Origin of the sequence: Alicyclobacillus suci, assembly GCF_017329615.1 — a bacterium.
Lineage (GTDB): Bacteria > Bacillota > Bacilli > Alicyclobacillales > Alicyclobacillaceae > Alicyclobacillus > Alicyclobacillus suci.
In genome coordinates this window covers 23,751-49,368 of sequence record NZ_JAFMTW010000010.1, presented here as the reverse complement: position 1 = coordinate 49,368, position 25,618 = coordinate 23,751, and the positions used below count along the sequence as shown (strand labels likewise).

The 25,618-nt window shown below is 54.5% G+C and carries 26 protein-coding genes and 1 pseudogene; 25 read left to right on the top strand and 2 right to left on the bottom strand.

Going from position 1 to position 25,618, the window contains the following annotated elements; all coding sequences use genetic code 11:
* Positions 1-6 precede the first annotated feature (6 nt).
* The 5 genes and pseudogenes from darA (at position 7) to rsmI (ending at position 3,326) form a co-directional block, all read left to right on the top strand.
* Positions 7-336 (top strand): cyclic di-AMP receptor DarA, encoded by a 330-nt coding sequence (darA, locus tag J3482_RS07470; RefSeq protein ID WP_146823545.1) that lies wholly within the window; start codon positions 7-9, stop codon positions 334-336.
* Between the two features lie 59 nt (positions 337-395).
* Positions 396-1,328, top strand: a complete 933-nt coding sequence (locus J3482_RS07465; protein ID WP_236017995.1) for a DNA polymerase III subunit — start codon at positions 396-398, stop codon at positions 1,326-1,328.
* Positions 1,321-1,959 (top strand): annotated as a pseudogene (locus tag J3482_RS07460) (PSP1 domain-containing protein); the annotation flags it as partial. The gene J3482_RS07465 and the pseudogene J3482_RS07460, both read left to right, overlap by 8 nt.
* 39 nt (positions 1,960-1,998) lie before the next feature.
* On the top strand, positions 1,999-2,307 hold the full coding sequence (locus J3482_RS07455; RefSeq protein WP_021294665.1) for an initiation-control protein YabA: 309 nt from the start codon (positions 1,999-2,001) through the stop codon (positions 2,305-2,307).
* 152 nt (positions 2,308-2,459) lie between these two features.
* Complete coding sequence (gene rsmI / locus J3482_RS07450) at positions 2,460-3,326, top strand: 16S rRNA (cytidine(1402)-2'-O)-methyltransferase (protein WP_146823543.1); 867 nt, start codon at positions 2,460-2,462, stop codon at positions 3,324-3,326.
* 128 nt (positions 3,327-3,454) lie between these two features.
* Here rsmI and J3482_RS07445 read toward each other — a convergent pair whose 3' ends face one another.
* Positions 3,455-3,694 (bottom strand): AbrB/MazE/SpoVT family DNA-binding domain-containing protein, encoded by a 240-nt coding sequence (locus J3482_RS07445; RefSeq protein WP_021294663.1) that lies wholly within the window; start codon positions 3,692-3,694, stop codon positions 3,455-3,457.
* A gap of 201 nt (positions 3,695-3,895) precedes the next feature.
* On the opposite strand from J3482_RS07445, the gene J3482_RS07440 reads away from it, so the two are divergent.
* From J3482_RS07440 to J3482_RS07415, 6 genes are all read left to right on the top strand, one after another.
* Positions 3,896-4,312 carry a hypothetical protein gene (locus J3482_RS07440; protein WP_206922231.1) on the top strand — a complete coding sequence of 139 codons (417 nt, stop codon included), beginning with the start codon at positions 3,896-3,898 and terminating at the stop codon, positions 4,310-4,312.
* A 24-nt stretch (positions 4,313-4,336) separates the two neighbouring features.
* The gene (gene metG / locus J3482_RS07435) at positions 4,337-6,310 is read left to right on the top strand and encodes a methionine--tRNA ligase (protein WP_206922230.1); all 1,974 of its coding nucleotides are present in this window, start codon (positions 4,337-4,339) and stop codon (positions 6,308-6,310) included.
* Positions 6,307-7,089, top strand: coding sequence for a TatD family hydrolase (locus tag J3482_RS07430; RefSeq protein ID WP_146823539.1), 783 nt, complete (start codon positions 6,307-6,309; stop codon positions 7,087-7,089). Before metG ends, J3482_RS07430 begins: the two co-directional genes overlap by 4 nt.
* A complete protein-coding gene (gene rnmV, locus J3482_RS07425) occupies positions 7,082-7,663 on the top strand; it encodes a ribonuclease M5 (protein WP_146823537.1) in 582 nt (193 codons plus the stop codon). The genes J3482_RS07430 and rnmV overlap by 8 nt, the downstream gene beginning before the upstream one ends.
* Positions 7,653-8,519, top strand: coding sequence for a 16S rRNA (adenine(1518)-N(6)/adenine(1519)-N(6))-dimethyltransferase RsmA (gene rsmA, locus J3482_RS07420; RefSeq protein ID WP_146823535.1), 867 nt, complete (start codon positions 7,653-7,655; stop codon positions 8,517-8,519). Before rnmV ends, rsmA begins: the two co-directional genes overlap by 11 nt.
* A gap of 122 nt (positions 8,520-8,641) precedes the next feature.
* Complete coding sequence (locus J3482_RS07415; protein ID WP_223204176.1) at positions 8,642-9,163, top strand: ribonuclease H-like YkuK family protein; 522 nt, start codon at positions 8,642-8,644, stop codon at positions 9,161-9,163.
* Here the strand turns inward: J3482_RS07415 and J3482_RS07410 are convergent.
* The gene (locus tag J3482_RS07410) at positions 9,160-10,008 is read right to left on the bottom strand and encodes a hypothetical protein (protein ID WP_206922228.1); all 849 of its coding nucleotides are present in this window, start codon (positions 10,006-10,008) and stop codon (positions 9,160-9,162) included. The genes J3482_RS07415 and J3482_RS07410 overlap by 4 nt on opposite strands.
* A gap of 82 nt (positions 10,009-10,090) precedes the next feature.
* Here J3482_RS07410 and yabG point away from each other — a divergent pair, with 82 nt between their 5' ends.
* The 14 genes from yabG (at position 10,091) to mfd (ending at position 25,564) form a co-directional block, all read left to right on the top strand.
* Positions 10,091-10,951, top strand: a complete 861-nt coding sequence (gene yabG, locus J3482_RS07405) for a sporulation peptidase YabG (RefSeq protein WP_146823532.1) — start codon at positions 10,091-10,093, stop codon at positions 10,949-10,951.
* Between the two features lie 136 nt (positions 10,952-11,087).
* On the top strand, positions 11,088-11,363 hold the full coding sequence (gene veg / locus J3482_RS07400) for a biofilm formation stimulator Veg (protein WP_031217611.1): 276 nt from the start codon (positions 11,088-11,090) through the stop codon (positions 11,361-11,363).
* A 209-nt stretch (positions 11,364-11,572) separates the two neighbouring features.
* Complete coding sequence (locus tag J3482_RS07395; protein WP_021294654.1) at positions 11,573-11,758, top strand: small, acid-soluble spore protein, alpha/beta type; 186 nt, start codon at positions 11,573-11,575, stop codon at positions 11,756-11,758.
* A 197-nt stretch (positions 11,759-11,955) separates the two neighbouring features.
* Positions 11,956-12,798 carry a cyanophycinase gene (locus J3482_RS07390; protein ID WP_021294653.1) on the top strand — a complete coding sequence of 281 codons (843 nt, stop codon included), beginning with the start codon at positions 11,956-11,958 and terminating at the stop codon, positions 12,796-12,798.
* The gene (cphA, locus tag J3482_RS07385) at positions 12,795-15,452 is read left to right on the top strand and encodes a cyanophycin synthetase (protein WP_206922227.1); all 2,658 of its coding nucleotides are present in this window, start codon (positions 12,795-12,797) and stop codon (positions 15,450-15,452) included. Before J3482_RS07390 ends, cphA begins: the two co-directional genes overlap by 4 nt.
* A 75-nt stretch (positions 15,453-15,527) precedes the next feature.
* The gene (gene ispE / locus J3482_RS07380) at positions 15,528-16,427 is read left to right on the top strand and encodes a 4-(cytidine 5'-diphospho)-2-C-methyl-D-erythritol kinase (RefSeq protein ID WP_321198843.1); all 900 of its coding nucleotides are present in this window, start codon (positions 15,528-15,530) and stop codon (positions 16,425-16,427) included.
* Positions 16,428-16,509: 82 nt separating this feature from the next.
* Positions 16,510-17,325 (top strand): pur operon repressor, encoded by an 816-nt coding sequence (gene purR, locus J3482_RS07375; RefSeq protein ID WP_146823527.1) that lies wholly within the window; start codon positions 16,510-16,512, stop codon positions 17,323-17,325.
* Positions 17,326-17,330: 5 nt separating this feature from the next.
* Positions 17,331-17,705, top strand: coding sequence for a Rid family detoxifying hydrolase (locus J3482_RS07370; protein ID WP_188332282.1), 375 nt, complete (start codon positions 17,331-17,333; stop codon positions 17,703-17,705).
* A 227-nt stretch (positions 17,706-17,932) separates the two neighbouring features.
* Positions 17,933-18,238, top strand: a complete 306-nt coding sequence (gene spoVG / locus J3482_RS07365; protein WP_021294648.1) for a septation regulator SpoVG — start codon at positions 17,933-17,935, stop codon at positions 18,236-18,238.
* A gap of 316 nt (positions 18,239-18,554) precedes the next feature.
* Positions 18,555-19,967 (top strand): bifunctional UDP-N-acetylglucosamine diphosphorylase/glucosamine-1-phosphate N-acetyltransferase GlmU, encoded by a 1,413-nt coding sequence (gene glmU, locus J3482_RS07360; protein WP_206922226.1) that lies wholly within the window; start codon positions 18,555-18,557, stop codon positions 19,965-19,967.
* Positions 19,957-20,901 (top strand): ribose-phosphate diphosphokinase, encoded by a 945-nt coding sequence (locus J3482_RS07355; protein WP_021294646.1) that lies wholly within the window; start codon positions 19,957-19,959, stop codon positions 20,899-20,901. Before glmU ends, J3482_RS07355 begins: the two co-directional genes overlap by 11 nt.
* A gap of 31 nt (positions 20,902-20,932) precedes the next feature.
* A complete protein-coding gene (gene pth, locus J3482_RS07350; protein ID WP_146823524.1) occupies positions 20,933-21,505 on the top strand; it encodes an aminoacyl-tRNA hydrolase in 573 nt (190 codons plus the stop codon).
* A 75-nt stretch (positions 21,506-21,580) separates the two neighbouring features.
* Positions 21,581-21,820, top strand: a complete 240-nt coding sequence (locus J3482_RS07345; protein ID WP_146823522.1) for an anti-sigma-F factor Fin — start codon at positions 21,581-21,583, stop codon at positions 21,818-21,820.
* 186 nt (positions 21,821-22,006) lie between these two features.
* Entirely contained in the window at positions 22,007-25,564 is a 3,558-nt protein-coding gene (mfd, locus tag J3482_RS07340; protein ID WP_146823520.1) for a transcription-repair coupling factor, read from the top strand.
* Positions 25,565-25,618 lie beyond the last annotated feature (54 nt).

Genomic DNA, 25,618 nt, shown 5'->3' with positions numbered 1-25,618 from the left:
GCCGATATGAAGTTGGTAGTGGCTGTTGTGCAGGACAAGGATAGCGCGAAATTAGCCCAAAATCTCGTAAATGCCAATATTCGGGCGACTAAACTGGCCTCGACTGGCGGCTTTCTCCATGCAGGCAACACCACGTTTTTGATAGGTACGGATGACGATAAGGTCGACGAAGTCAAGCAGATTATTCAGCAGTCGTGTAAAGCGCGTGAACAGGTCGTCGCACCCATGTCTCCGATGGGAGCAAGTATGGAGTCCTATATTCCGTATCCGGTCAACGTCTCCGTTGGTGGAGCGACTGTCTTCGTGCTCGATATCGAACAATTTGATCAGTTTTAGGCGATACCAGCAACAATCGATAAAGGGTTGCGGGCAAAGCCGTGGAGGTGGAGTCTGCGATGACGCAAAAGATTATGATGCCGCCTTCTGATTCATTTATTTTACCGGACGCAATTGCCGAGGCTGTGGCGGCGGGCCGGTTGCCACATGCCACGTTGCTGGTGGGGCCGTCTCGGGCTACGATGACGGCTGCCCGCTATCTTGCAAAGGCGCTGTTGTGTGAAGATACGACTTGCCCCTGTGGGCGGTGCAGCGCGTGCATTCGATTCCAGGCCGGGACGCAAACGGATTTTTTTGAAGTCGGTGGTGAATCCATTAAAACGGCGGACATTGAAGCGATGCAGCGATGGTTGTCCGTGCGCGGACACTCCGGGAAAAAAGTGTATACGTTGTATGGTGCCCACCAGATGACCGGTGTCGCCGCAAATCGTATTTTAAAGACGCTGGAAGAACCACAACCTGGCGTGTACGCCTTACTGACCGCCACAGCGCGCCAGTCTGTTTTATCGACTATCCAATCCCGCTGTACCGTTTATCCTATCGCCGAGCCGGGGGTATCCGCACATACGGATGTCCAGGTCATCCCTTTATTGGAGGATGCGATGAAGGAGACGGAAAATCATTCGTTTGATGGGTTCATCAATAAAATGATAAAATGGGTGCAGATGTGGTTGGTCGATGGTACACAGGCCCTCATCTTGGCTGCCCAGTGGCAGATGATTTGTGAGGAAGTATCCGCAGCGGACAGTTTGACGCTGCTCGTCGAATACCTTCGTGACATTTTGCATACTCGTGTCGGTCAGTCGAACATTCGCTTTCAGGACTGGGAATCTCATATGAAGCGCGTCGCTCCCATACTTGAAGTGAGACAGTGGTCGCGTGCCATCGAGATTGTTCTCGATAGCCGTCAGCGAGTGGAATCTCATGTCGCAACCCTGTTGAACTTTGAGCAGATGTGCATCCGACTACGGGAGGTTCTGCCGGATGTATGAGATTGTCGGTGTTCGTTTTAAGCCTGCCGGGAAAATTTACTATTTTGACCCAGGAGATTTGCCGATACACAAGGATGCACACGTGATTGTTGAGACTGCGAGAGGCGTTGAATACGGAACGGTCGTTGTGGACAAGCGCGACGTGCCGGAGGATTCCGTCGTCTTACCCCTGAAACAAGTGATGCGGATAGCAACTGCGGAGGATTCGCAGACGGTCGAAGAAAACCGAGCGCGTGCGCGTCAGGCGATGCAGGTGTTCCGGGAAAAGGTGGAAAAGCATTCGCTGGAGATGAAGTTGGTGGATGCAGAGTACACGTTCGACCGCAACAAGTTGATTTTCTACTTCACGGCCGAGGGGCGTGTGGACTTCCGGGAACTCGTCAAAGATCTCGCGAGCGTGTTCCGCGTTCGGATCGAATTGCGTCAAATCGGCGTTCGAGACGAAGCCAAGATTTTAGGTGGCATTGGTCCGTGTGGGCGCCTGTTGTGCTGCTCCACATGGATGGGGGAATTTGACCCTGTCTCGATTCGCATGGCAAAAGATCAGAGCTTGTCGCTAAACCCATCGAAAATTTCGGGCCTGTGTGGGCGTTTGATGTGTTGCCTGAAATTTGAGAACGATTCTTACCAAGGCGAAGACGCAATGGCGTAAGCGGGGTCGGTACGGGCCATGGACAAACAGTCGTTATTCGTACAGGTCGCCAACCTCGAAGAGCGCATTGGCGAACTGTACGTAGAATTAGGTACGTTAAAGCAAAAGATTCAAGACTTGATTGAGGAGAACCAACGGCTTGAACGCGAGAACGAGCACTTTCAGCAGGAGTCGCTCGGGAAGCAAAGTGTGCATGAGCCGGGTTCTGCTCAGGATAACTTGTTACGTATTTATCGAGAAGGTTTTCACATTTGCAATGTCAAGTATGGGAGCTTGCGTACTGAAGGGGAATGTCTTTTCTGTCTGTCGTTTATCCAAAAGACGTAACCAATGGATGGCCGACGGGGTGATGCGAAAGAAAGAACGTAGTATCCCGTCTGCACCATATCACGCCCGTTCGAAAAGAACGGGCGTTTTTATCACGTCGCAAAGTCGGCGTTGGTTTCCGAGACACCTTACATGGGCGGTGGCATACATACATGGTTCAAGAGATGAAAAATAACGCGGGAGACGGCCCGAAGTTGTACGTATGCAGTACACCCGTCGGCAATTTGTCGGATGTCAGTTACCGGCTGCTTGACATCTTGCGCTCTGTTGACGTCGTGGCCTGCGAGGACACACGCCACACTCGCAAACTGCTGACGCACTTTGACATTCACCCGGATCAACTCATTAGCTACCATCAGCACAACGAGCAGGCGCGTACTGGATTCGTCGAGCGCATTTGGGAGGAGGGACGCTCTATCGCGCTCGTGTCCGATGCGGGCACGCCGCTTTTATCTGACCCGGGTGCAGTCTTGGTCGATCTCGCCATCACACGTGAAATCCCTGTCATTCCTATACCTGGCCCCAGCGCGCTCCTAGCGAGTCTCGTCGGCAGTGGGTTGCCGCTGACGCCATTTGTGTACCTAGGGTTCGCGCCGAGGCAGGGGAGTGCCGCTAAGGCGTGGTTAGCGCCATTTCTGTCGGTTGAGGCGACGTTTGTCCTGTACGAGTCGCCACATCGGTTACACGCTACATTACAGGTGTTGCTCGAACAATTGGGGGACAGGCCTGGCGTGCTGGCGAAAGAGTTGACCAAGCAGCATGAGACGTTTGTGCGGGGGACGCTGAGCGAGTTGGTCGAGTACACCGAGGAAAAAGACGCCAGAGGAGAATATGTGATTTTGGTTGACAATCGCGGTGGGCATGCCGAGCCAGAAAATGACCAGGCACGTATGGAAGAAGCCGTTGCATTTGTTGAAGCGCGGGTCGCTTCCGGTGAGCGTCACAAATCTGCCGTACTGGAGGCGGCTGAAAAGTACGGGGTTAACCGCCGAACACTGTATAACGAAACGCTGCCTTAAGGGAACTTGTACGCAGTTAATAAAATTCAAAAAAAGGCTGGCGTCAATGCGCCAGCCCCAGGATTCACTTTTCTATCATCATTCCATATGAATCCATGTGCGAGTCTCAATCATTTCGTGGCAATCCGTCAGGAACTCATTTCAGCAATACAGGACGGGCAGATGTTCTTTCCTTTGAAGTGGATAATTTCATCAGCCTGGCCACAGAAAATACATGCAGGTTCGTACTTTTTCAGAATGATGCGGTCGCCATCGACATAAATCTCGAGTGCGTCCTTTTCACCGATGCCCAGTGTACGACGGAGTTCAATCGGAATCACGACACGACCTAATTCATCAACTTTGCGGACAATTCCTGTAGATTTCATTGCTTGTACCATCCCCCGGTTCTAGGATTTTGGGTTCTCTGTGTCTAAATGAAGTAACTTGCGACCGTTCAGCAGGAATTCACTATCACAGCATGCAAATACTTCAATTGACTTAAATATAAATGATCACGCATTTTTTGCAAGTACTTACAGTTTAAATTCGGAACTTTGACACGAAAATTGACTCAAGAGAGTTTTCTCATGTATGGTAATGATGTAGACCGTCGGCTGCGTCTGACGGCAGAACGTCAGGCAACAATACAGGATATGTCGATGAAGGAATGGTACCCAGACAAGCCTTTGCGTGTCCCGTTTGGACGCTTCAGCGAGCCGGGGTGGTGGAAGCCGGTAATGGAGCTGCTGGGGAGTATGGTTCCGGAGGATGTGTGTCGAACGGCGCTAGCCGCCTTGAGGCACACACGGGAGGTTCCCGTTATAGAACTCAGAACGAGGCATACGTCGTCACGCGGCGGTGCGAAGTTGGGTGGTACCGCGAGTAACCCTCGTCCCAATGTGGACGGGGTTTTTTTGCGTTCAAAAATGTCGCAGGATGCCAAAGGTACGAAAACAGGATGTTTGGTGAGTGGCAGTTTGCAATCACGCAACCAACGGTTGTGAAACTTTTCTGAGGAAGGTGATTTCATGGACAAACCGACATTCTATATTACGACGCCGATTTATTACCCCAACGACAGGCTCCACATTGGTCACGCCTACACGACGGTGGCGGCGGACGCGATGGCTCGTTACAAACGCCTTCGTGGTTATGACGTGTTCTTTTTGACGGGGACCGACGAACACGGCCAAAAAATCCAAACGCGCGCTGCGCAGGCGGGATTGGCGCCGAAGCCGTTTCTTGATCCCATTATTGAGTGGATTCAAGGGCTTTGGAAAAAGCTCAACATATCTTATGACGACTTTATCCGCACCACAGAACCGCGACATACGAAGGTCGTCGAGGATATTTTTGAGAAGTTGCTGAAAAAGGGCGACATTTATCTCTCCGAGTACGAGGGGTGGTACTGTACGCCGGATGAATCGTTCTGGCTGGAGCGGGAACTCAAGGACGGCAAATGTCCCGAATGTGGACGAGAAGTTCAGTTTGTCCGGGAGGAGTCGTACTTCTTCCGCATGAGCAAGTATGTCGACCGACTCGTGCAATACTACGAGGAGAACCCAGGCTTTATCGAACCGATTGGCCGCAAGACGGAGATGCTGAAAAACTTCATCGAGCCGGGGTTGCAGGATTTGTGTGTCTCTCGTACGTCGTTCGACTGGGGTGTGCATGTCAAGAGTGATCCCAAACATGTCGTCTACGTTTGGCTGGATGCGTTGACCAACTATATTACGGCCATTGGTTATGGGGCGGATGATGCACAAAAACGCGCGCAGTTTGAACGCTACTGGCCGGCAGACGTCCACGTGGTGGGCAAGGATATCGTCCGCTTCCATAGCATTTACTGGCCTATCATTTTGATGGCACTGGATTTGCCGCTGCCAAAGAAGGTTTACGGTCACGGTTTCTTCTTGGCCAAAGGTGGCAAGATGAGCAAGTCTAAGGGCAACGTCATCGACCCCTTGCAGCTCGTCGATAGATACGGTCGTGACGCTTTCCGGTACTTTTTGTTGCGCGAGGTTCCGTTTGGCCAGGATGGCATCTTCACGCCGGAAGGGCTCGTTGAGCGATTAAATTACGATCTCGCCAACGACTTCGGCAACCTCATCCACCGCACAGTCGCGATGCTCACGCGCTTTAACGACGGTGTGGTGCCTGCGCCAGGTCAACGGGAAGCGGTTGACGAAGCGCTTCAACAGGTCGCCGCCGATGCACAAAAGGCGGTCGAGGAAGCGATGGACGCGATGCAGTTCTCGGTGGCGCTCACAGAACTCTGGACACTGGTCCGCCGGGCCAATAAGTATATAGACGAGTGTCAGCCGTGGAAATTGCACAAAGAGGGCGAGACAGAGCGCCTGTACACGGTGTTGTACAACATGGTTGAGGCGATTCGTCTCGCGACCATTATGGTTCAACCGTTTATGACGGACGCGCCAGTCGCGATTGCGAAGCAGTTCGGCTGGTCGGGTGATGCGTTCAGTTGGACATCGCTCTCGTTTGGCGAGGGCCCGAATGGGCAGAAGGTTACGGAGGAGAAGCCGCTCTTTCCACGGCTCGATGTAGAAAAGGAGATTGAAGCGTTGGAAGAGATGACAGGAGCAAAGGCACTGCAAAATCCGGAAGATGCGGGTAAGGATAAGGACGCCGCAAAGGGCGAAGTAAAGCCTACAGGCAAAGCGCAAATTGGCATTGATACGTTCGACCAAGTTGAGTTGCGCGTCGGGCAAATCAAGACGGCGGCGAAGGTCGAAGGCGCTGATAAGTTGCTGCAATTTCAGGTGGACCTTGGTTTTGAGACTCGCCAAATTGTTTCGGGTATCGCAAAGTATTTTACGCCGGAGGAACTGGTCGGTAAGAAGGTTATCGTCGTGGCCAATCTAAAGCCTGTTAAGCTGCGTGGCGTTGAGTCGCAAGGGATGATTCTCGCCGCGTCTGAGGGCGATACCTTGACCTTGGCGACCGTGCCCGACACGATGCCGAACGGGGCGATTGTCAAGTGACCTTGTTTGATACGCACTGCCATCTGATGGACGACCAGTTTGCGGATGATCTCGCTGCCGTTCTCGAACGCGCGCATAGCGCAGGCGTTTCCTACGTGGTCGTCCCGGCGGTGGACGTTCAGAGTGCGCGTCGAGCCATCGCGATTGCGGAGCAGCATGAAGGGGTGTATGCCGCCGTCGGGATTCACCCAGAGGCGGCGAAAGATGTGCCAGCGTCAGATTTTGACGAGGTGGAACGACTGGCCTTGCACGAGAAGGTCGTCGCTATCGGTGAAATCGGGTTGGATTATTATTGGGACGCAGCACCGCGGCCGGAACAGGCGGCTGTGCTGCGGCGGCAAATCGAGATCGCCAAGCGGGTGAAACAACCTGTCATCATCCACAATCGCGAATCGACACAAGATATCGTTCAGTTGTTGCAAGACTCCGGTGTGGATGAAGTGGGCGGCGTCATGCACTGCTTCAATGAGACGTTGGACGTGGCAAAAGCCTGCATGGCGCTTGGATTCTACATTTCGTTCGGAGGGCCTGTCACGTTTAAGAAGGCGGAGGATGTGCGTCAAGTGGCTGCGCAAATTCCGGATGACCGGTTGCTTGTGGAGACGGACAGCCCTTATTTGTCGCCGCACCCGTTTCGCGGCAAGCGCAACGAGCCAGCTCGTGTGCGGCTGGTGGCAGAGCAGGTTGCTCAAGTTCGCGGCGTCGGCGTCGACACGATTGCGGCGCTGACCACAAAGAATGCGCTGGCGTTGTTTCGAGGGGTCGTACCGAATGAATGAGGATGTCCAGCGCCCGGTTATTCATGAGATTGTAGTGGTGGAAGGGATTCACGATAAACAGGTCGTGGATGTCGCCGTCAAAGCAGACGTGCTCGTCCTCGGCGGCGACCGAATTGGCCAGCGGACAATGGACGTCCTCCGTCGCGCGGTGCGCACCAGAGGCGTCATCGTGCTGACCGACCCAGACGGCGCTGGCGAGCGTATTCGAAGGCGGATTGACCGCGCAGTGCCAGGATGCAGCCACGCGCACGTCGCTCGGCGTCAGGCCGTCAACCGTCAGGGCTTAGGCGTGGAACACGCCGACGCTAGGGCGGTGCGCGAAGCGCTCCTGCGCGCGCGGGGACAAGTTGCGCCAACGCGATTGGAAAACCGCGTGGAGTTTACGCAGGAAGATTTGTTGTCCGCGAGGTTGCTTGCTTGTCCTGAGGCCTCCGTGCGGCGGATGGTGATTGGCGACCAATTGGGCATTGGCTATGGGAATGCGAAGGCGTTTTTGAACAAGCTGAATACGCTTGGCGTCACTCGCGAGGAGTGGCGTCAAGCTTTAGAGAGGTTAGAACGAGATGACGGCTGAACAACGCCACCCGGGTCCAACCATGCGGGATTTGCTGGCGAAGCACGACTTTCACACGAAAAAGCAATTTGGTCAGAACTTCCTTGTCGACCGTAACGTCCTCTCGCGCATCACGGACGCACTTGGCGCAGATGATGAGACACTGGTGTTGGAAGTCGGTCCCGGGGCTGGGGCGCTGACGGCACAACTCGCAGAGCGAGCGGCCCAGGTCATTGCTGTTGAAAAGGATGAGACGCTGCGACCCGTGCTTGCCGAGGCGCTTGCACCTTACCCGAATGTCGAGGTGAAGTTCGCAGATGTCTTAGAACTTGATCTCTGTGCGCTCCTCAAACCGTATTTAACTGAAAATCGCAGGTTGTGTTTTGCGGCCAACCTGCCGTACTACATTACGACACCCATTTTGTTTCAGGTGCTGGAGTCGAATTTGCCGATGGAACGCGCAATCGTCATGGTGCAAAAAGAGGTGGCCGACAGGATGGTCGCGCAACCTGGTGGCAAGGCGTACGGCGTGTTGTCTGTGGGGATTCAGTACCGGTCCCGGGCGACGCGGCTGTTTACGGTTCCGCCAGCGGCGTTTGCACCACAGCCTGGCGTGGACTCGGCTGTCGTCCTACTCGACTGCACGCAGCGGGCCGATGTCTTTGTCGAGGATGAAACGTGGTTCTTTCGCGTGGTGAGAGCGGCGTTTTCCACGCGTCGCAAAACACTCTTAAACGCGTTATCCAATAGTCTTTCGGTCGGCAAGGATGCGTGCCGAGCGTGGATTGAGGCGGCTGGTATCCAACCGGATGCGCGGGCGGAGACGCTCTCTATTGCACAATTTGCGGCGCTTGCGAACCAGTACCCGCGGACGTAAGGGGAATCAGCTAAGGGAATCAGACGTCTCTCTGGCGCAGGCGCGGGTGGGCACCCCGCCCTGCGCCTTCTCTAAATCTGACAAGTTGGAATATACTAATGTCAGACAGGGGGGGATTGGACGTGTTGTTCTTAAGCCCGACGCGTGGCATGCTCAGCCTGGAGGATGTTGCATACGACATCCTGAGAGAACGAAGTATGCATGCCGACGCGGACTACAAGTTGGTCGTCGGCACTGACTCGCAATTGCATGGAAATGGTTCTGTGGCGACGTTTGTGACGGCCATCATCCTTCATCGAGCAGGAAAGGGCGCGCGTTACTTCGTCCACAAATCCATTCACGAACACCTCACCTCTCTTCGTCAGCGAATGTTTACCGAAGCTGCGCTGTCCCTCCAAACAAGCGGCCAGTTGATGGAGCAATTGCAGAACTTCAGCCAGCCAGAAACGTTTTCCACCCCTTATTTTCCTGCGCGTTACGATGAATGGCACGTCGAAGTCCATCTGGATATGGGCGAACGAGGCGAGACCAAACAGTGGATTCGCGAGATTGTCGCCTGGATTGAAGCAAGTGGCTACGAAGTGCGTATCAAGCCGGACTCGTACGGGGCTTCGACGGTGGCGGATCGATATACGAAGCACTAACCACGGTAGGTTTTCGGGGCGCGCACTCTTTTCGTGCGCGGCAGAGGCCATGTGGCTTGTGCCGCGCAACTGAGCAGGGCGGCGAAGTTGCGGGGGGGAATGCCACTTGGGGATGGGGTGTTTTTGCACCGCCGCCCGCTCAAAATGGCGTGCGCTGTGTGCCCATCCAACGCGATGCGCGCCCGCATCGCTTGTGCGTGCTGACGATTGCGACTGCGGTGGCCGGTCAATCGCTGGTCCCAAACGTCGAACGTGTGCCAGGAAATGCTTTGCAACATTGCACAACGTGCGATAAAGACGCCTGGATGAGCGAGCAGGAGGGGCGACAACTGGTGAAACAGGCGCGTGTGCACAAGCATTGGCACCATGAACGGGAGTGCGTCGACAGGCACCACTTGTTGCAGCGTGAGCGCCTGTTGCCAGGATGTCGCTGCAGTGCGCATCGCGTCGTCGACAAGGCACGTTCTGGATAACGATAAGACGTCGGCGTCGCGCTCGATTCCGAAGGTGATGAAGTCGTGTAAGGCTGGGCCAAACGCCCCTGACCAATCGCCATCAATGTACAGACACAGGGCCTCTGCGCCCACGGGCAGTCGCCGCAACAACGCGTAGGTGCCGACTGCGCGGGCCACATCGTGGCCGAGTGGAGAGGGGATGGAGGTCGCGCAGATAGGATATGGCGAAGTGCGGGCTATCGCCTGTGTGCGCTCGTAACTTTCGTCTGTGCAGCCGTTGCAGATGACCATCGCCCCTGCCACTTTGCTGCGCCAGAGCTGTCGTAGGACATTCTCAATGCTGAGCGCTTCGTCTTTCACACCGATAATCGCGTAGACTGGCTTGTTCACCGCAAATCACTCCACGTTTGTCACAAAGGCGGGTACGTGACATATGGTAAGGGCAGATGAGCCTCGGAGGAGGGGTGGTTTCATGTGGAGAATAGGCGACATGGTCACGCGAAAATCATACGGGAAGGACGTCTGTTTCGTCATCGTCGAATTGGATGACGCGTCCGAGACGGCCATTTTGAAAGGCCTTGATGTCCGTTTGATGGCCGACGCCCCGTATGAAGACCTGGAACAGGTCAGTGACGATGAACTGCGCCAATTCGAAGCCGCTCGCACACAGGTCGAAGGCGAGTGTCTTCGGCTAATTCAGTCGCGTCGCGCAATGGAACATGAAAAGCGTGCGCTGCGTCGGGAAAGTCGCTTCCAAGCCAACCCGGATTTTTTTGAGCGGCCCGGTCGGGTTCTTCACCTAGATGGTGATGGAACGTACCTGAAAAAATGCATGACAATGTATCGTGAACTCGGTATCCGGGCGATCGGACAACATGTACCGGAAGCGCAAATGCCCAGCTTGGTCAATTCTCTTCTGCAACAGTATGAGCCAGACATTTTAATTATTACGGGACATGATGGGGTCATTCGGAAGGGCAAGGACTGGGCGGACATTCAGAACTACCGCAACTCACACAACTTCGTGCGGACGGTGGCAAATGCGCGTAAGCACGCGCGAAATATGGATGACCTCGTCATTATCGCGGGCGCCTGTCAATCGCATTTTGAGGCGATTTTAGATGCAGGCGCTAACTTTGCGAGTTCTCCGCAGCGCATTATGATTCACGCGCTCGATCCGGTGTTTATTGCTGAAAAAATCGCTTTTACCCCGATTCACGAGACGGTGGATTTGTACGAGGCGGTCAAGTCGACGTACACGGGGACAGACGGGATTGGTGGATTGGAGTCCCGCGGGAAATACCGTTTGGGGGTGCCGAAGTCAACCTACTAAGGCGCCTCAAAGGAATGAAAAAGGTTATAAAATACCCATTGACAATAAAATTCATGCGCTGATATAATTATTCTCCTTGTGTTGACAGGACTGCTTTTTTCGTGCTATACTGATGCACGGAAAGAGGTGGTGTGTGTTGGCAAAAAATGCGCTCCACGAAATTAAAAAGAGTCTAGACGGACTCATCGGCGAACGCGTGCTACTCCGCGCCAACGGGGGCAGAAGAAAGACAGTTGAACGCTTCGGAGTCTTGGAAGAGACTTATCCATCGGTATTTGTTGTGAAGTTAGATCCACCCGATGGGTCGTTCGAACGTGTTTCGTACAGCTATGCGGATGTCTTGACGGAAACAGTAGAGCTCATGCTTTGTACGGAAGACGGCAACACGTCGAAGTTTGCAGTCGAACAGTAACAAAGCGGGAACTTGGATATGGGATAGACGAAGAGGCGGAAACGCCTCTTTCTTTATGATTAAATTTCCTTCGATTTCCTCCTTTACTTCCTCCGTTGTCCGTTTTTTCTACATAATTATTCCAATTAGACAAGGTTTGACAGCGTATTTGAAAATTTCTTCGCGCATGCTACGTTTTGTCGTCATCACTGTGATAGGGGGCGAACGGCATGGCGAGACGCAGGACAATGTCAGAGGCGTTCAAAGTGGAACTTGCAAAAGACCTTGGATTCTATGACACAGTCGCACAAGAGGGCTGGGGTGGCATTCGAGCGCGCGATGCAGGGAACATGGTGAAACGTGCCTTGGAAATTGCTGAACAAGCTATGGCGAAATCCAACCACACAACAGGATGACGGCACAGGCTGAGGATATCCTCAGCCTGCCTGTAGTGGATATAGGAAGTTCGTATGAGGCTCCTGAATGAGGTTCAACCGAGGTTCAATCGAACCAAAAATATGAAGCCGACCGCATAGACAGACGCGTTCTGGGAAATCATAGCCGTGTATTTTTTACTCTAGACGTGAATGCGTGGAGTCAGGGAGGGAACCACTTGGCAGGCCAAATTGGCCCCTTAGTCATTGTGGGCGGGGCTGAAGACAAGAAGGGCGAATGCAGAATCCTACGGCGCTTTGTGGAGCTAGGTGGCGGAAAAAATGCCCGTGTGCTCGTCATTACTGTGGCTACAGAGTTGCCGGTTGAAGTTGGCGCGGAATATATCGAAGTGTTTGAGCGCATCGGCGTCGGCGATGTTCGCACGTTTGACGTCTCCAAACGAGATGCGGCTAATTTGGATAGTGCGGTCAAGATGATTGAAAACGCGTCCTGCATTTACTTCACTGGCGGAGATCAGTTGCGCATCACCAAATTGCTCGGCGGAACGCGCGTCGATGCAGCCTTGCATGAAGCGGCTCATCGCGGCGTGACATTGGGTGGTACGAGCGCCGGCGCTTCGATGATGTCGAGCACCATGATTGTCGAAGGTGAGGCAGAGACGAATCCGCGGGTTAGTATTGTCGATATGGCACCAGGTATGGAGTTTCTCGACGGCGTCGTGATAGACCAACATTTCGCTCAACGCGGTCGACTTGGACGACTTTTGTCGGCAGTGGCCCAGTATCCACATCATCTGGGTCTTGGTATTGATGAGAACACCGCGGTCATTGTTCAAAACCATGTTCTTGAGGTCATTGGCGAAGGCGCTGTCAGCATTGTCGATGCAGGGAGTGTGACTTACTCCAATCTCGATAGCGTCAGCAGGGATGAATCGCTTGCCCTTTGTGACGTGAAATTGCACACGCTACCCGAGGGGTGCGGTTTTGAGTTGAGAGAGCGAAAACCGATTCCGGACTTTCAAGATTGGGTCCGTAAACACAACAAGGAGCTGTCCTCATGAACATCGTATCGGTTCGCCATATTGCCGGCCCGAACGTTTACTTGTACAAACCAATTTTGGTTGCACGTGTTCATTTGGAATCCTATACGGAAAAAGAAAGTTTTGATTTCCCCGGTTTCACCGAATCGCTTCTGGAACTGTTGCCGGGGCTTTGTGAGCATCATTGTGCTAAAGGGGAGCCTGGCGGCTTTGTCGAACGACTCCACGGCGGAACGTACTTTGGGCACATTGTCGAGCATGTGACGATTGAGTTGGCGACGTTAGCTGACTTAGATGTCCACTATGGCAAGACTGTATATGCCGATGGCCCAGGTATCTATGACATCGTGATGGAGTGTAAGTCGTTTGCCGCACAAAAGTATCTGCTTCATGAGGCGTTAGAAATCGTCGTCCGTTTGACTCAAGGGCGACGCGACGGTTTGGACGAGCGGGTGCAGGCAGCAGTTTCGCAGGCCAAGCGAATTGTGGCCGAAACGCAATTGGGACCCAGTACGCAAGCAATTGTCGATGCGTGCAGGAGGCGGCAGATTCCCGTACGCCGAATTGGCGATGGAAGTCTTCTGGAACTCGGGTATGGCGTACATAAAAAGCGCATATCGGCGACCATTACCGACCAGACTTCTTGCGTAGCTGTGGACATTGCATCGAACAAACAGCTGACCAAGGAAATTCTCCGGGAAGGCGGAATTCCGGTGCCCTACGGGGGGGTGGCGGAATCATTAGAGGACGCTTTGCAGTTGTTTCGAGAGCTGGGGAAATCTGTCGTCGTCAAGCCATTCGATGGGCGACAGGGGCAAGGGGTGAGCCTCAACATCTCTGCGGAAGCGGAGGCAGCTGAAGCGTACGAGATCGCGCGGATGTATGCCGATGAGGTACTTGTCGAATCGTATGTCCCTGGTGAAAATGTTCGGCTGCTCGTGGTCGCAGGGTCCTGTGTAGCCGTGTCGCAGCGTCATCCCGCACATGTTGTGGGCGATGGGGTACACACCGTCGCGGAGTTGATTGACTTGGCGAACGAAGATCCGCGCCGCGGTGACGGACATGAGCTACCGTTGACCAAATTGCACGTGGACGACGTCGTTGAGGCGACCTTGGAGAAGGCAGGGATTGCGCTCACGACCGTTCCAGAGGCTGGCCAGCGCGTCTTGTTGCGAGAAAGTGCCAATCTGTCCACGGGTGGAGAGGCAACTGATATCACGCGGCAAATTCACCCCAGCTATAAGCGGTTAGCGGAGCGCAGTGCGCGTTTGATTGGACTCGACGTCTGTGGCGTCGATATGGTCGTAAAGGAATTGAACGAGCCAGCGACTCCAGACAATTGTGCGGTCATCGAGGTGAATGCAGCGCCAGGGATTCGGATGCATCAACATCCGTCCCACGGGATGTCGATTGACGTGGCGGATTACATCGTTGAATCGTTGTACCCGCATGGACACAATGGCAGAATCCCGATTATTTCGGTGACCGGTACAAATGGAAAAACGACGACGACGCGACTCATCGCGTACGGGATGCAGCAGGAGGGGAAAGCCGTCGGGTACACGACCACCGGCGGCGTTTATCTCAACGATGAGTTGATTCAACGTGGGGACACGACTGGGCCGCGCAGTGCGCAACTCATTTTGTCTAACCCGGACGTCGAGGTCGCTGTGTTAGAGACGGCGCGTGGGGGAATTATGCGCGGCGGTCTGGCGTACGACAAGGCCGACGTCGCGGTGATGACAAATATTTCGTTAGATCACATTGGTCAGGATAACATCGACACGATTGAGGATTTAGTGCATGTGAAGTCATTGGTTGCAGAGTGTGTGCATCCCGAGGGAACCGTTGTGCTTAATGCTGACAACGAACACCTAGTCGCCTTGATGTCGCGTCTACAATCGAACCTGGTTCTCATATCCTCCCGTTCGGACAACCCGGTGGTTGGGCGTCATTTAGCCACAGGCGGGACGGCACTTTATGTCGAGGGCGGCTATATTGTGGAGGCGAATGGCGCGATGAAGCGCCGACTGATAGCCGTTGCCGATATCCCCATCACAATGCGGGGGACGATTGGTTTTCACGTCGAGAATGCGTTATTGGCGGCGGCAGCGCTGCGCGCAATAGGGCTGTCGCGCCGCTCCGTGACGTTGACGTTGCAGCGGTTTCAACCTGAAGCGAATCGTGGGCGCTGTATGATTTATCAGATGCCTGGTGGTTTCCACGTGATTTTGGACTATGCGCACAATGCGGCCGGATTTCGGGGCATTGGCGAGTGGGTGAATCAACTGCCACATCGGCAGTTGTACGGCATCGTGGGGGTGCCTGGGGACCGGGCAGATTCGGTGATTATCGAGTCAGCGCAGGCACTTGCTCCGATGTTCGACGCGTTTATTGTCAAAGAAGATGCAGACAAGCGAGGGCGTCGAGACGGCGAAGTGGCCCATATCATGGTACAGACGTTGCGCCAAGTGGTACCGCAAAAATCGGTCCGGACGATTCTTTCGGAGACGGACGCCTTGGTGTACGCGTTAGAGACGCTTTCGCAAGGAGACATCGCGTGTCTGTTTTACGAGTCGGCGGAGCCGCTTGAACGTTTGTTGCTGGAACGCGGCGGCAGGCGCGTGACCGACATCGCTTTGGCGCCCAAGCGGGCCTCGTACGCGATGTTGTAGCCGTACGGCCGCCAAATTTTCCGTCTAATGACTTGACTTTGTCTTCCCACCTCGGCATGCTTAGTCCATGTCGAGGTGGGAATTTTGCTGTTAGAACGGGCATACGCAAAAGTGAATCTGACGCTGGATGTGCTTGCGCGGCGTCCTGACGGTTATCATGAAGTGGACATGGTGATGCAGAGCATCGATTTGTCCGATTTGGTGTGGCTTGAGCGCCAGTCGGCGCCAACCATTGTACTAGAAAGTAACGCGACGTACGTGCCGACTGACGACCGGAACCTGGCTGTTCAAGCTGCACAGGTGTTTTTGCAAGAGACCGGAATTGTGTCGGGCGTGCACATTAATTTGGAGAAAAACATCCCAGTGGCGGCTGGTTTGGCGGGCGGATCGAGTGATGCAGCTGCGACGCTGCGCGGGATGAACCGGTTATTCAACACGGGGCTGACACTGGATGAATTAGCGGAAATGGGCGCGAAGATAGGGTCGGACGTCCCATTCTGTGTGTACGGGGGCACGGCGATTGCGCGTGGCAGGGGCGAGCAATTGACCCGCATAGACCACCGTTGTCACATGTATGTGCTTTTGATACATCCGCGCGTCTTTGTGTCGACTGCGGATATTTATCAAGGGCTTAATCCCGCTGACTTCACGAACCAGCCACTCAGTACGCGCATGGTGCAGGCGCTGCTTGAGGAGCAAGTCGATGTGATTCCGGGGCTCGTCGACAATCGGCTGCAGTCGGTGACGTTCGCCATGTATCCGGAAGTCCAGCAACTGTCGGAGAAGGTTGAGATGGTTACGCGCCACCCGGTTCATATGTCTGGAAGCGGGCCGACCCTCTTCTTGTTGGCGCCGACGATTCAACAGGCGAATCGGATGTACAATGCCCTGCGGGGGATTATGCGCGACGTCTATTTTTCGCAGTTTGTCGGCACGGTTTCATCGCTGGCGAATTTGCAGTCAAGGCCAGAGTGATGGTGGCGGAAGACGAATTGAGCTTGTATCGCACAGAAAATGTGGCTAGCATGAGAGATGTACGAAGATGGAGGGCAAGGGTGTGCAACGTTCCGAGCGTTTAATCCGATTAACTCAATTGCTTGTGGAGCGACCGAGGCAGGCGCTGTCACTTGCGCAATTATCGGAGGCTTGGGGGATTGCAAAATCGTCCTTGAGCGAGGACGTTGCTGTCATCCGAAAGACCTTGACGGAGGCTGAACGTGGTACAGTGGAGACGAGCGTCGGTGCGCAAGGGGGCGTTCGTTTTCACTCCGGCATGCCGTCGGCCGAGTCGCAGGCGTTCCTCGAGGGGCTGGCAAAGAAACTGTCCCAACCGGACCGCGTGCTGCCGGGGGATTTTGTCTATTTGTCGGATGTGCTGGGAGATCCAGATGTGCTCGACACGGTGGGGCGGTTGGTTAGTATGCAGTTTGCCAATCGCGGGATTAACGTCGTGGTTACGGTCGAGACGAAAGGCATTACGCTTGCGACCTCGACGGCGCGTCATTTAAACGTGCCGATTGCCATTGTCCGGCGCGAGCAACGGGTGACTGAAGGGCCGACGATTAGTACCCATTATGTGTCGGGGTCAACCAGGCGCATTCAGACGATGTCCCTAGGTAAGCGGACGATTCCTGCGGACGCCCGAGCGCTCATCGTCGACGATTTTATGCGTGCAGGTGCTACGGCGCGGGCGGTGGAGGACTTGCTCAAAGAGTTTTCTGCGACGGTGGTCGGGACCGCTGTCTTCATGGCGACGTCGCAACCAGCTGCGAAAATGGTCAGCGAGTATTTCGCGTTGTTGCGTGTCCATGAAGTCAGTGAACAGCGGGTGCATGTGGAGCCTGCTGCACTGAACGAACAAAGGGAGAGATGATGACGATGAACATGATTCAAACGGACAAAGCGCCAGCGGCCATTGGGCCATATTCGCAGGCGGTCGAGGTCGGACCGTTTCTGTATACGTCTGGGCAAATTCCTTTGACACCTGCTGGGGAAATGGTCGACGGTGGTATTGAGGCACAGGTGAATCAGGTATTCGCCAACCTCGACGCAGTGTTGGCTGCGGCATCGGCTGCGCGCAACCAGGTCGTCAAGGCGACTATCTTTATGACGGACTTGGCGGATTTTGCGGTCGTCAACCGCGCGTGTGAGACGTTCTTTGGTGAACATAAACCGGCGAGATCTACTGTGCAGGTTGCGGCGCTCCCACGTGGCGCCCAAGTTGAAATTGAACTCGTTGTCTATAAAGGATAACTAGCTTTTTCGCGCCGTCGGCCGCTGGGTCGACGGCTTGTTTTTCGGACGTGGCCGACGTTTGCGCAGTGACGCTCCTTTCATTATCCGCCATTTATCCCCTTGATTCGACACGGTTAGGGACAGTTTAAAAAATTGTGACTTGTGTGCAGGAGATTATCTGGGAATGTTGAATTGTGTCAAGAGGGAGAATCGCCCAATGGGTATGATAGGGTGGTGAATGAAGGGTGCAAATTACGGATGTACGGCTGCGCAGGGTAAGTACGGACGGTCGAATGAAGGCGATTGCGTCCATTACGATTGACAGCGAGTTTGTCGTTCACGACATCCGCATCATCGACGGAAACAACGGTATGTTTGTCGCGATGCCTAGTAAAAAGACACCCGATGGTGAGTTCCGCGATATTGCTCACCCCATCTCTTCGACGACGCGACAAAAAATACAGGAAGCGGTTCTCCAAGCTTATTATCGCGTCGGGGATCTACCGGGGGAAGAAGACGAGGAATCGATTGTTGAAGAGCCCACGGCTTAATCGAATAACCAGTGAACCCTGGCGAATCGTCAGGGTTTTTTGTGCGAACGAGGACTGGGCGATTACACCAGAATTGTGTCCAATTCAAGTCTATCACGTGAGATTACGTGACCCATTTCGTCGAGACGTGTAAAATTGAAATCGTCTTTGTCCATCGGGTACACTGAGGGGCGACGATTGTCGAATGATACCGGATGGCTGAGGGAATCTGCGGCGAAAGACCTTGCTTCGCGCGGCCTGTCGAAGATGTTCTGCGGGTGGTGTGCGAGCTGGGGAGAATCGCTTGGATGACCTGTCACGTCACGGAGGAGATAGCATGACGAGAAGTGCCATTGTGCTTGCGGCTGGACATGGAAGTCGGATGAAGTCGCAGAAGCACAAGGTCTTGCATGAAGTTTGTGGGAAACCGATGATTCTGCATATTTTAGATACACTTGAAAAAACCGGTCTAGATCAGGTAATTGTCGTGGTTGGACAACATCGGGAGAAGGTCATGGAAGCGGTTGCGGGCCGCGCGGACATCGCAATCCAGGAGGAACAGCTCGGCACGGGCCACGCGGTACAGGCGGCGTTGCCGCATGTGCGCGAGGATGCGGAGTCGGTCGTCGTGCTTTACGGCGATGCACCGCTGATTCAAAGTGAGACCTTGGAGCAGCTGTTCACGGTCCGCGAGGAAGCACAGGCGGCTGTCAGCGTACTTACGGCAGACGTGGCGGACCCGACGGGACTTGGTCGCGTGTTCCTGGACGAGGCCGGATTTGTTTCGAAAATTGTGGAAGAAAAGGATGCGACACCGGATGAGCGGCAGCATCACGTGATTAATACCGGTATTTACGCGTATGCTGCTGACGCACTGCGGCGCTCGGTGGCGCAGTTGCGCCCGGACAACGCGCAGCGTGAGTACTATTTGACGGATACGCTGGCGATTTTGCGCAAAGATGGGCAGCCGGCGATACCAGTCGCCGTTCGCGATGTCGACGAAATCGCGAGCGTCAACGACCGCTTGCAATTGGCCAATGTGGAGCGGCTCTGCCGCCGCCGCATTATTGAAGGATGGCTCCGTGCCGGTGTGACAATGGTCGACCCGGACAGCACGTATATTGATGCCACGGTGCAACTTGCACAGGATGTTACGTTGCTACCAGGCACCATCTTGAAAGGACAGACAGTCATCGGGGCATTTTCGGAAATTGGGCCAAACACCCGGCTGACCGACGTCGTCGTGGGCGAGCACGCGGTGGTACAATATTCGGTTGCGGTCGACAGCCGAATTGGTGCGGGGACACAAGTGGGCCCGTTTGCGTACCTGCGGCCGGGCAGTGATGTCGGTGAGCGCGTCAAAGTTGGAGATTTCGTCGAGATCAAGAACAGTCGAATTGGAAACGATACGAAAGTCAGCCACCTCACCTATGTGGGCGACGCCGAAATTGGTGCCAACGTCAACGTGGGATGCGGTGTGATTACCGTCAATTACGACGGGGAAAAGAAGCACAAGACGGTTGTTGGTGACAATAGTTTTGTCGGCTCCAACGTCAATCTCATCGCACCGGTGACGATTGGCGAAGGAGCTTATATCGTGGCGGGAACATCGGTGACGGAAGACGCCGGGGACGATGCATTTGTCATCGGCCGGGTGCCGCAGGTGACCAAACCAAATTACGTTCGGGCGTGGAAGGCCAGAAAGAAATCAGCTACATCACCGGAAGGCGGGGACAGTCGTGGCCATTGATGGCGATCTCAAAATAGTGACGGGCAATTCCAATCCCGCGTTGGCGCAGGAAATTGCAGACTATATCGGCGTGGCGTTGGCCGAGTGTCAGGTAAACCGGTTCAAGGACGGGGAAGTGCAAATTAACATTGGCGAGAGCGTGCGCGGCAGCAACGTGTTTATCATTCAGCCGACGAGCGCGCCGGTCAATGAGCATTTGATGGAGTTGCTCATCATGGTGGATGCCTTGAAGCGGGCATCCGCACGCGCAATTAACGTCGTCATTCCGTACTATGGTTATGCGCGGCAAGATCGCAAAGCGCGGGCGAGAGATCCGATTACGGCGAAACTCGTCGCCAACTTGTTGGAGAAGGCGGGTGCGACCCGCGTCATATGTATGGATCTGCACGCGGGGCAAATCCAGGGATTTTTTGATATTCCGCTCGACCACCTTATCGGGATGCCAATTTTAGCGGATTACTTTCTGGACAAGCAACTGGAAGACCCGGTGGTCGTGTCACCGGATATGGGCGGGGTCACCCGTGCGCGCCAGTTTGCAGAACGACTCGGTGCACCGCTTGCTATCATCGACAAGCGGCGTCCGGCAGTCAACGTTGCACAGGTGATGAATATCATTGGCGACATTTCCGGGAAGACGGCGATTCTCATTGACGACATGATTGATACGGCAGGCACGATTACCGCAGGGGCGAGGGAATTGCTCAATCGTGGGGCGAAGGGCGTATATGCCTGTTGTATTCACCCCGTGTTGTCGGGGGATGGTGTGCAACGCCTTCAGAACTCGGAAATCAAGGAAGTTGTCGTCACGAATACAATTGCTTTGCCGGAACACAAACGAATCGACAAAATTCGCGTGCTATCTGTGGCAGAATTGATTGCAGAGGCGATTATTCGGGTCCACACGCAGCGTTCCATCAGTCAGCTATTTGACTGAGCTGTGAGATGGCATGTAAGGGGACACGAGTGTGAAAGTCATCGTTGGCCTCGGGAATCCCGGCCCGAAATATGAACAAACGCGGCATAATGTCGGTTTCTGGGCCATTGACCGATTGGCGGCCAAGCTCTCTGTAGCGGTTACGAAGGCTAAGTTCCAGGCGCTTATCGGCGAAACGCGCATCGGCGCTGAAACGGTATTGTTGATGAAGCCGCAGACGTTTATGAACCTAAGTGGCCAGGCCGTGAGCGAGGTCGTTAATTATTACCGATTGCAGCCCGAAACGGACATTGTCGTCATTTATGACGACATGGACTTTGCGCCCGGTCAGTTGAAACTGCGGATGCGTGGCAGTTCAGGCGGCCACAATGGCATCAAGTCGATTGTGGCACATCTGCATACGGAAGCGTTTTGCAGGATGCGCATCGGCATTGGTCGACCTGCGCCCGGGACGGACGTGATTGGGCACGTGCTCGGCGTCTTCTCGCAAGCGGATAAAGAGCGCGTGGAGAAGGCGGCAGACGCCGCGTCTGAGGCGGCGCTGTACAGCATTGAACATGGTTTTGAACGCGCCATGAACGAGTTTAACCAAGTCTCGTTCTAAACGTTCTTTCAGGTATGCCGACCGTGTTCTACCCCCATACTAGAATCAGAAAGACAATTCGAGGTGGGGGAACCTATGCGGTTTGAATATGTGTGTCGGTACTGTAAGCAACCTGTTGGAACGGTCGAACACAAAGCCTGGTCCTATGCAGAGGGTGTCGAGCACCTGGCCCTTCATCACCTCAGTCGCGACCATCAGCGAGAAGTCATCGAATCGACTGGTGAGACTGTCAAAATTCACACGGTCTGCGAGCATTGTGAGCAGGCCGTGAATATGAATCCAGAGTTGCTTGTCGAGGGTCACATCATACAGTAGTCATGTGGCGTGTCGACAACGCGCCGAACCAGTGCGTATGTGCGCGCTGGTTCGGACAACTCACCCGCGCCCTAGGCGTTATCCAGCAGCGGGACATGTACCGAAACATGCACCAACGTGCGTGTAGGCCTTGGCTATTTTGCTAAGGTCCTTTGTGCGTTTGCACCTGAGAATTGGAGGGGTATCGTGAAGGGTCTCGTTCACCTCGCAGCCGCGGATGAAGCGTTGCAAGCTTTAGCGCTACAGATTGGACCGGATAGGCATGATGCGCTAATCACTGGCGTCACAGGTGCCGGTCGCCAACTGTTCATGGCAGCGCTCTATCAGTTGCGTAACCAGAAGCTCGCGCATGAATCGATGTTGGTTGTCACACATACATCCAGTCAAGCCCAAACGATTTGGGAGGATTTAAAGGAATATTTGCCCGATGTGCAGGTGCTGTTGTTCCCAGAGCGGGAGAACGCGCTGGTTGACGTGGTCGCGTCGTCTACAGACGTCGTGTCGGAGCGAATTGATATCCTTGAGCATCTCACCAAAGGGACGCCGACCATCGTCGTGACAACGCTTCCGGCGGCTGCCCAGCCATTGACGTCGAAAGCCCAGTTTTTGCAGCAATCGCTCAAACTCAAAGTTGGCGACACAGTTGTGATGGACAACGTGATCGAGCGAATTGTCAGGAGTGGCTACGAACGCGTAGAACTCGTGGAGACGCGCGGCCAGTTTAGCTTGCGCGGGGGCATATTGGATATCTTTCCGATGTCTGCCCAGCACCCTTACCGAATTGAGTGGTTCGATACCGACGTGGACAGCATCCGCACGTTCGATCCGGCCTCTCAACGCTCCCTGGAAAAATTGGATGAGATTTCGGTCGGACCGGCCTCTGACTTACTGGTGCCACCCGCCGCGGCGAAGTTGGCAGCCAGCAAACTGGAAAAGCACCTAGAGGCACGCCTGCGAACGGTCACGGACTTAGAGGTGCGTGATCGGTTGCAGACGGTGGTCGGCGCAGACATCCGTAAATTGGAGAGCGGTCAGGCGTTTTCAGGACTGGCTCGATATAGCGCGCTGTTTGGAAACGAATTAAATACGCTGTTTGACTACATGCCAGGCGATTATTTTATTTGTCTGGATGAGCCTTCGAGGCTCGGCGAGCGGGCGAAGTCCCTCGAAAAGGAGTTTTCCGAGTGGATGTCGGACGCGTTGATGCGCGGTGACCTATTGTCTGGGACGGTGGAACCCATGGACTACGAGGCGTTGCTGGCTGACGTGCCTCGTGGGAAAGTTCAGTTTTCGACGTTTACCCGGGCAGGGTCCGGCCAACGTTTTAGCCAGGTGCTCAACGTCACGGCGAAAAGTATGCAGAACTTCCATGGGCAGATGAACGTCCTCAAATCGGAGGTCGCTCGCTGGCAGAAGAGCGGACTGCACATTGTGTTCGCCGCAGCTACGAAAGAGCGCGCAGATCATCTGGAACGCGTGCTTGAGGACTATCGAATCGATGCCACGCGCGTCGAGGAATTTACTGAGGCAACGGCTCCGCAGATTCTAACGGCGAATTTGTCGAGTGGTTTTGAACTGCCGCTGCATCGATTGGTCGTCGTCGTCGAGACCGAGGTATTTACGGCGAAGCGCAAGCATCGGCGCTCACGTGTCGAGTTGACGGATGCGGAACGCATCAAGAGTTATCAAGAGTTGAATGTGGGCGACTACGTGGTCCATGTCAATCACGGGATTGGCAAGTACTTAGGTATCAAGACCTTGGAAGTCGACGGTCGCCACAAAGATTACCTGTATCTGAGTTACGCCGGCAACGACAGTTTGTATGTGCCCGTCGAGCAGATTGACCAAATTCAGCGTTACATCGGGTCCGGCGAAAAAGAGCCGAAACTCTATCATCTCGGCGGGAGCGAGTGGCAGAAAGTCAAGTCCCGCGTCAGTAAGACTGTCAAGGATATCGCCGAAGACCTCGTCAAGTTGTACGCGGCGCGCGAGGCGACGCCCGGTCACGCATTTTCGCCGGATACGCCGTGGCAAGTCGACTTTGAGAACATGTTTCCCTATGAGGAGACGCCGGATCAATTGCGGGCGATTGCCGATATTAAACGGGATATGGAACGATCCCGCCCGATGGATCGCCTACTTTGCGGCGACGTCGGTTATGGGAAAACCGAGGTGGCTGTGCGCGCTGCTTTTAAAGCGGTCATGGACGGCAAACAGGTGGCGGTGCTAGTCCCGACTACGATTCTTGCGCAACAGCACTACGAGACCTTTAAGGAACGCTTCGCTGGGTTCCCAGTGACCATCGATATGTTAAGTCGTTTTCGCACGCGCAAGGAGTCGCAGGCCTGCATTAAAGGGCTCAAGGATGGCAGTGTCGATATTGTCATTGGGACGCATCGATTGTTGCAAAAGTCGATTCAGTTCAAAGACTTGGGGCTCCTAATTGTGGATGAGGAGCAACGCTTTGGCGTAACCCACAAAGAGCGCCTCAAGCAACTGCGCGCGAACGTCGACTGCCTGACGCTAACGGCGACGCCGATTCCGCGGACGCTGCACATGTCGATGATGGGCGTTCGCGATTTGTCAGTCATTGAGACGCCACCAGAGAACCGCTTCCCGGTGCAAACCTATGTGGTGGAATACAACGAGGGCCTCATTCGCGAAGCGCTGGAACGTGAATTGAGCCGTGGCGGGCAGGTGTACTTCGTGTACAATCAGGTGCAGTCGATTCACGGCATGGCCGAGCGCATTGGTCGATTGGTCCCTGACGCGCGCATCGCAGTGGCGCATGGGCAGATGGCGGAAGACGAGCTCGAACGCGTGATGCTCGACTTCTTGGAGGGCGAGACGGACGTTCTGGTGACGACGACTATCATCGAGACGGGGCTTGATATTTCAAACGTCAATACGCTGATTGTCTACGACGCGGACCGTTTTGGACTGTCCCAGTTGTACCAGCTGCGTGGACGGGTTGGTCGCTCGAATCGCATTGCGTATGCGTATTTCACGTACCAACGCGACAAGGTACTCAACGAAGTCGCGGAAAAACGGTTGTCCGCCATCAAGGAATTTACGGAACTTGGCAGCGGATTTAAAATCGCCATGCGCGATTTGTCCATTCGCGGGGCCGGCAACTTACTCGGTGCCGAACAGCACGGATTTATTAATTCAGTCGGCTTTGACATGTACAGTGAAATGCTGGCGCAGGCCGTTCGCGAATTACGTGGAGAACAGGTCAAACAAGCGCCAGAACCGACGATTGATTTGCCCGTCGAAGCGTATTTGCCAGATACTTATATTCGTGATGCCGCGCAAAAAATTCAGATGTACAAACGCTTTAAACACGTTCAGACTCTGAGTGAGGCCAATGACTTGGAGGAGGAACTGGAAGATCGCTTTGGTGATTTGCCGGCGGAGGTTCGCAATTTGCTGGATGTCACCCGCCTAAAAAGCCTTGCGGTCCAAGCTGGTGCAGACCAGATTTCCGCGCATGGTGCCGAAACAGCCATCCGCTTCCCTGGTGACACCGGCACGCCGATTGACTATGGCAAGTTGCTGTCGATGACGATGAAGCATCAGGGGCAGCCAACGCGCCGCCCGAATGGGCTCTTGTTCGTCTCATTCCGGACCAAGGGCATGTCCGACCAGGAGCTGTTGAAGAAACTGCGGGACTTCCTTGGTGACTATGTGGAGAGCTTACGCGGTGCAGAGGGTACCGTGGAAACGGTGGCAAAGGTCAAATGACAAGTCGAGAACGTTGATGGTACAATCCCTCTCCCCCCATGCCTTTGCACGACT

Bases quoted from the DNA above. Each gene is read 5' to 3' on its own strand.
- darA (WP_146823545.1), top strand. From the start codon at position 7: ATGAAGTTGGTAGTGGCTGTTGTGCAGGACAAGGATAGCGCGAAATTA.
- J3482_RS07445 (WP_021294663.1), bottom strand. From the start codon at position 3,694: ATGAAATCTACAGGAATTGTCCGCAAAGTTGATGAATTAGGTCGTGTC.
- yabG (WP_146823532.1), top strand. From the start codon at position 10,091: ATGTGGAGAATAGGCGACATGGTCACGCGAAAATCATACGGGAAGGAC.
- J3482_RS07395 (WP_021294654.1), top strand. From the start codon at position 11,573: ATGGCGAGACGCAGGACAATGTCAGAGGCGTTCAAAGTGGAACTTGCA.
- J3482_RS07370 (WP_188332282.1), top strand. From the start codon at position 17,331: ATGAACATGATTCAAACGGACAAAGCGCCAGCGGCCATTGGGCCATAT.
- J3482_RS07455 (WP_021294665.1), top strand. From the start codon at position 1,999: ATGGACAAACAGTCGTTATTCGTACAGGTCGCCAACCTCGAAGAGCGC.
- metG (WP_206922230.1), top strand. From the start codon at position 4,337: ATGGACAAACCGACATTCTATATTACGACGCCGATTTATTACCCCAAC.
- rsmA (WP_146823535.1), top strand. From the start codon at position 7,653: ATGACGGCTGAACAACGCCACCCGGGTCCAACCATGCGGGATTTGCTG.
- J3482_RS07465 (WP_236017995.1), top strand. From the start codon at position 396: ATGACGCAAAAGATTATGATGCCGCCTTCTGATTCATTTATTTTACCG.
- cphA (WP_206922227.1), top strand. From the start codon at position 12,795: ATGAACATCGTATCGGTTCGCCATATTGCCGGCCCGAACGTTTACTTG.
- rsmI (WP_146823543.1), top strand. From the start codon at position 2,460: ATGGTTCAAGAGATGAAAAATAACGCGGGAGACGGCCCGAAGTTGTAC.
- rnmV (WP_146823537.1), top strand. From the start codon at position 7,082: ATGAATGAGGATGTCCAGCGCCCGGTTATTCATGAGATTGTAGTGGTG.
- J3482_RS07440 (WP_206922231.1), top strand. From the start codon at position 3,896: ATGTATGGTAATGATGTAGACCGTCGGCTGCGTCTGACGGCAGAACGT.
- J3482_RS07345 (WP_146823522.1), top strand. From the start codon at position 21,581: ATGCGGTTTGAATATGTGTGTCGGTACTGTAAGCAACCTGTTGGAACG.
- glmU (WP_206922226.1), top strand. From the start codon at position 18,555: ATGACGAGAAGTGCCATTGTGCTTGCGGCTGGACATGGAAGTCGGATG.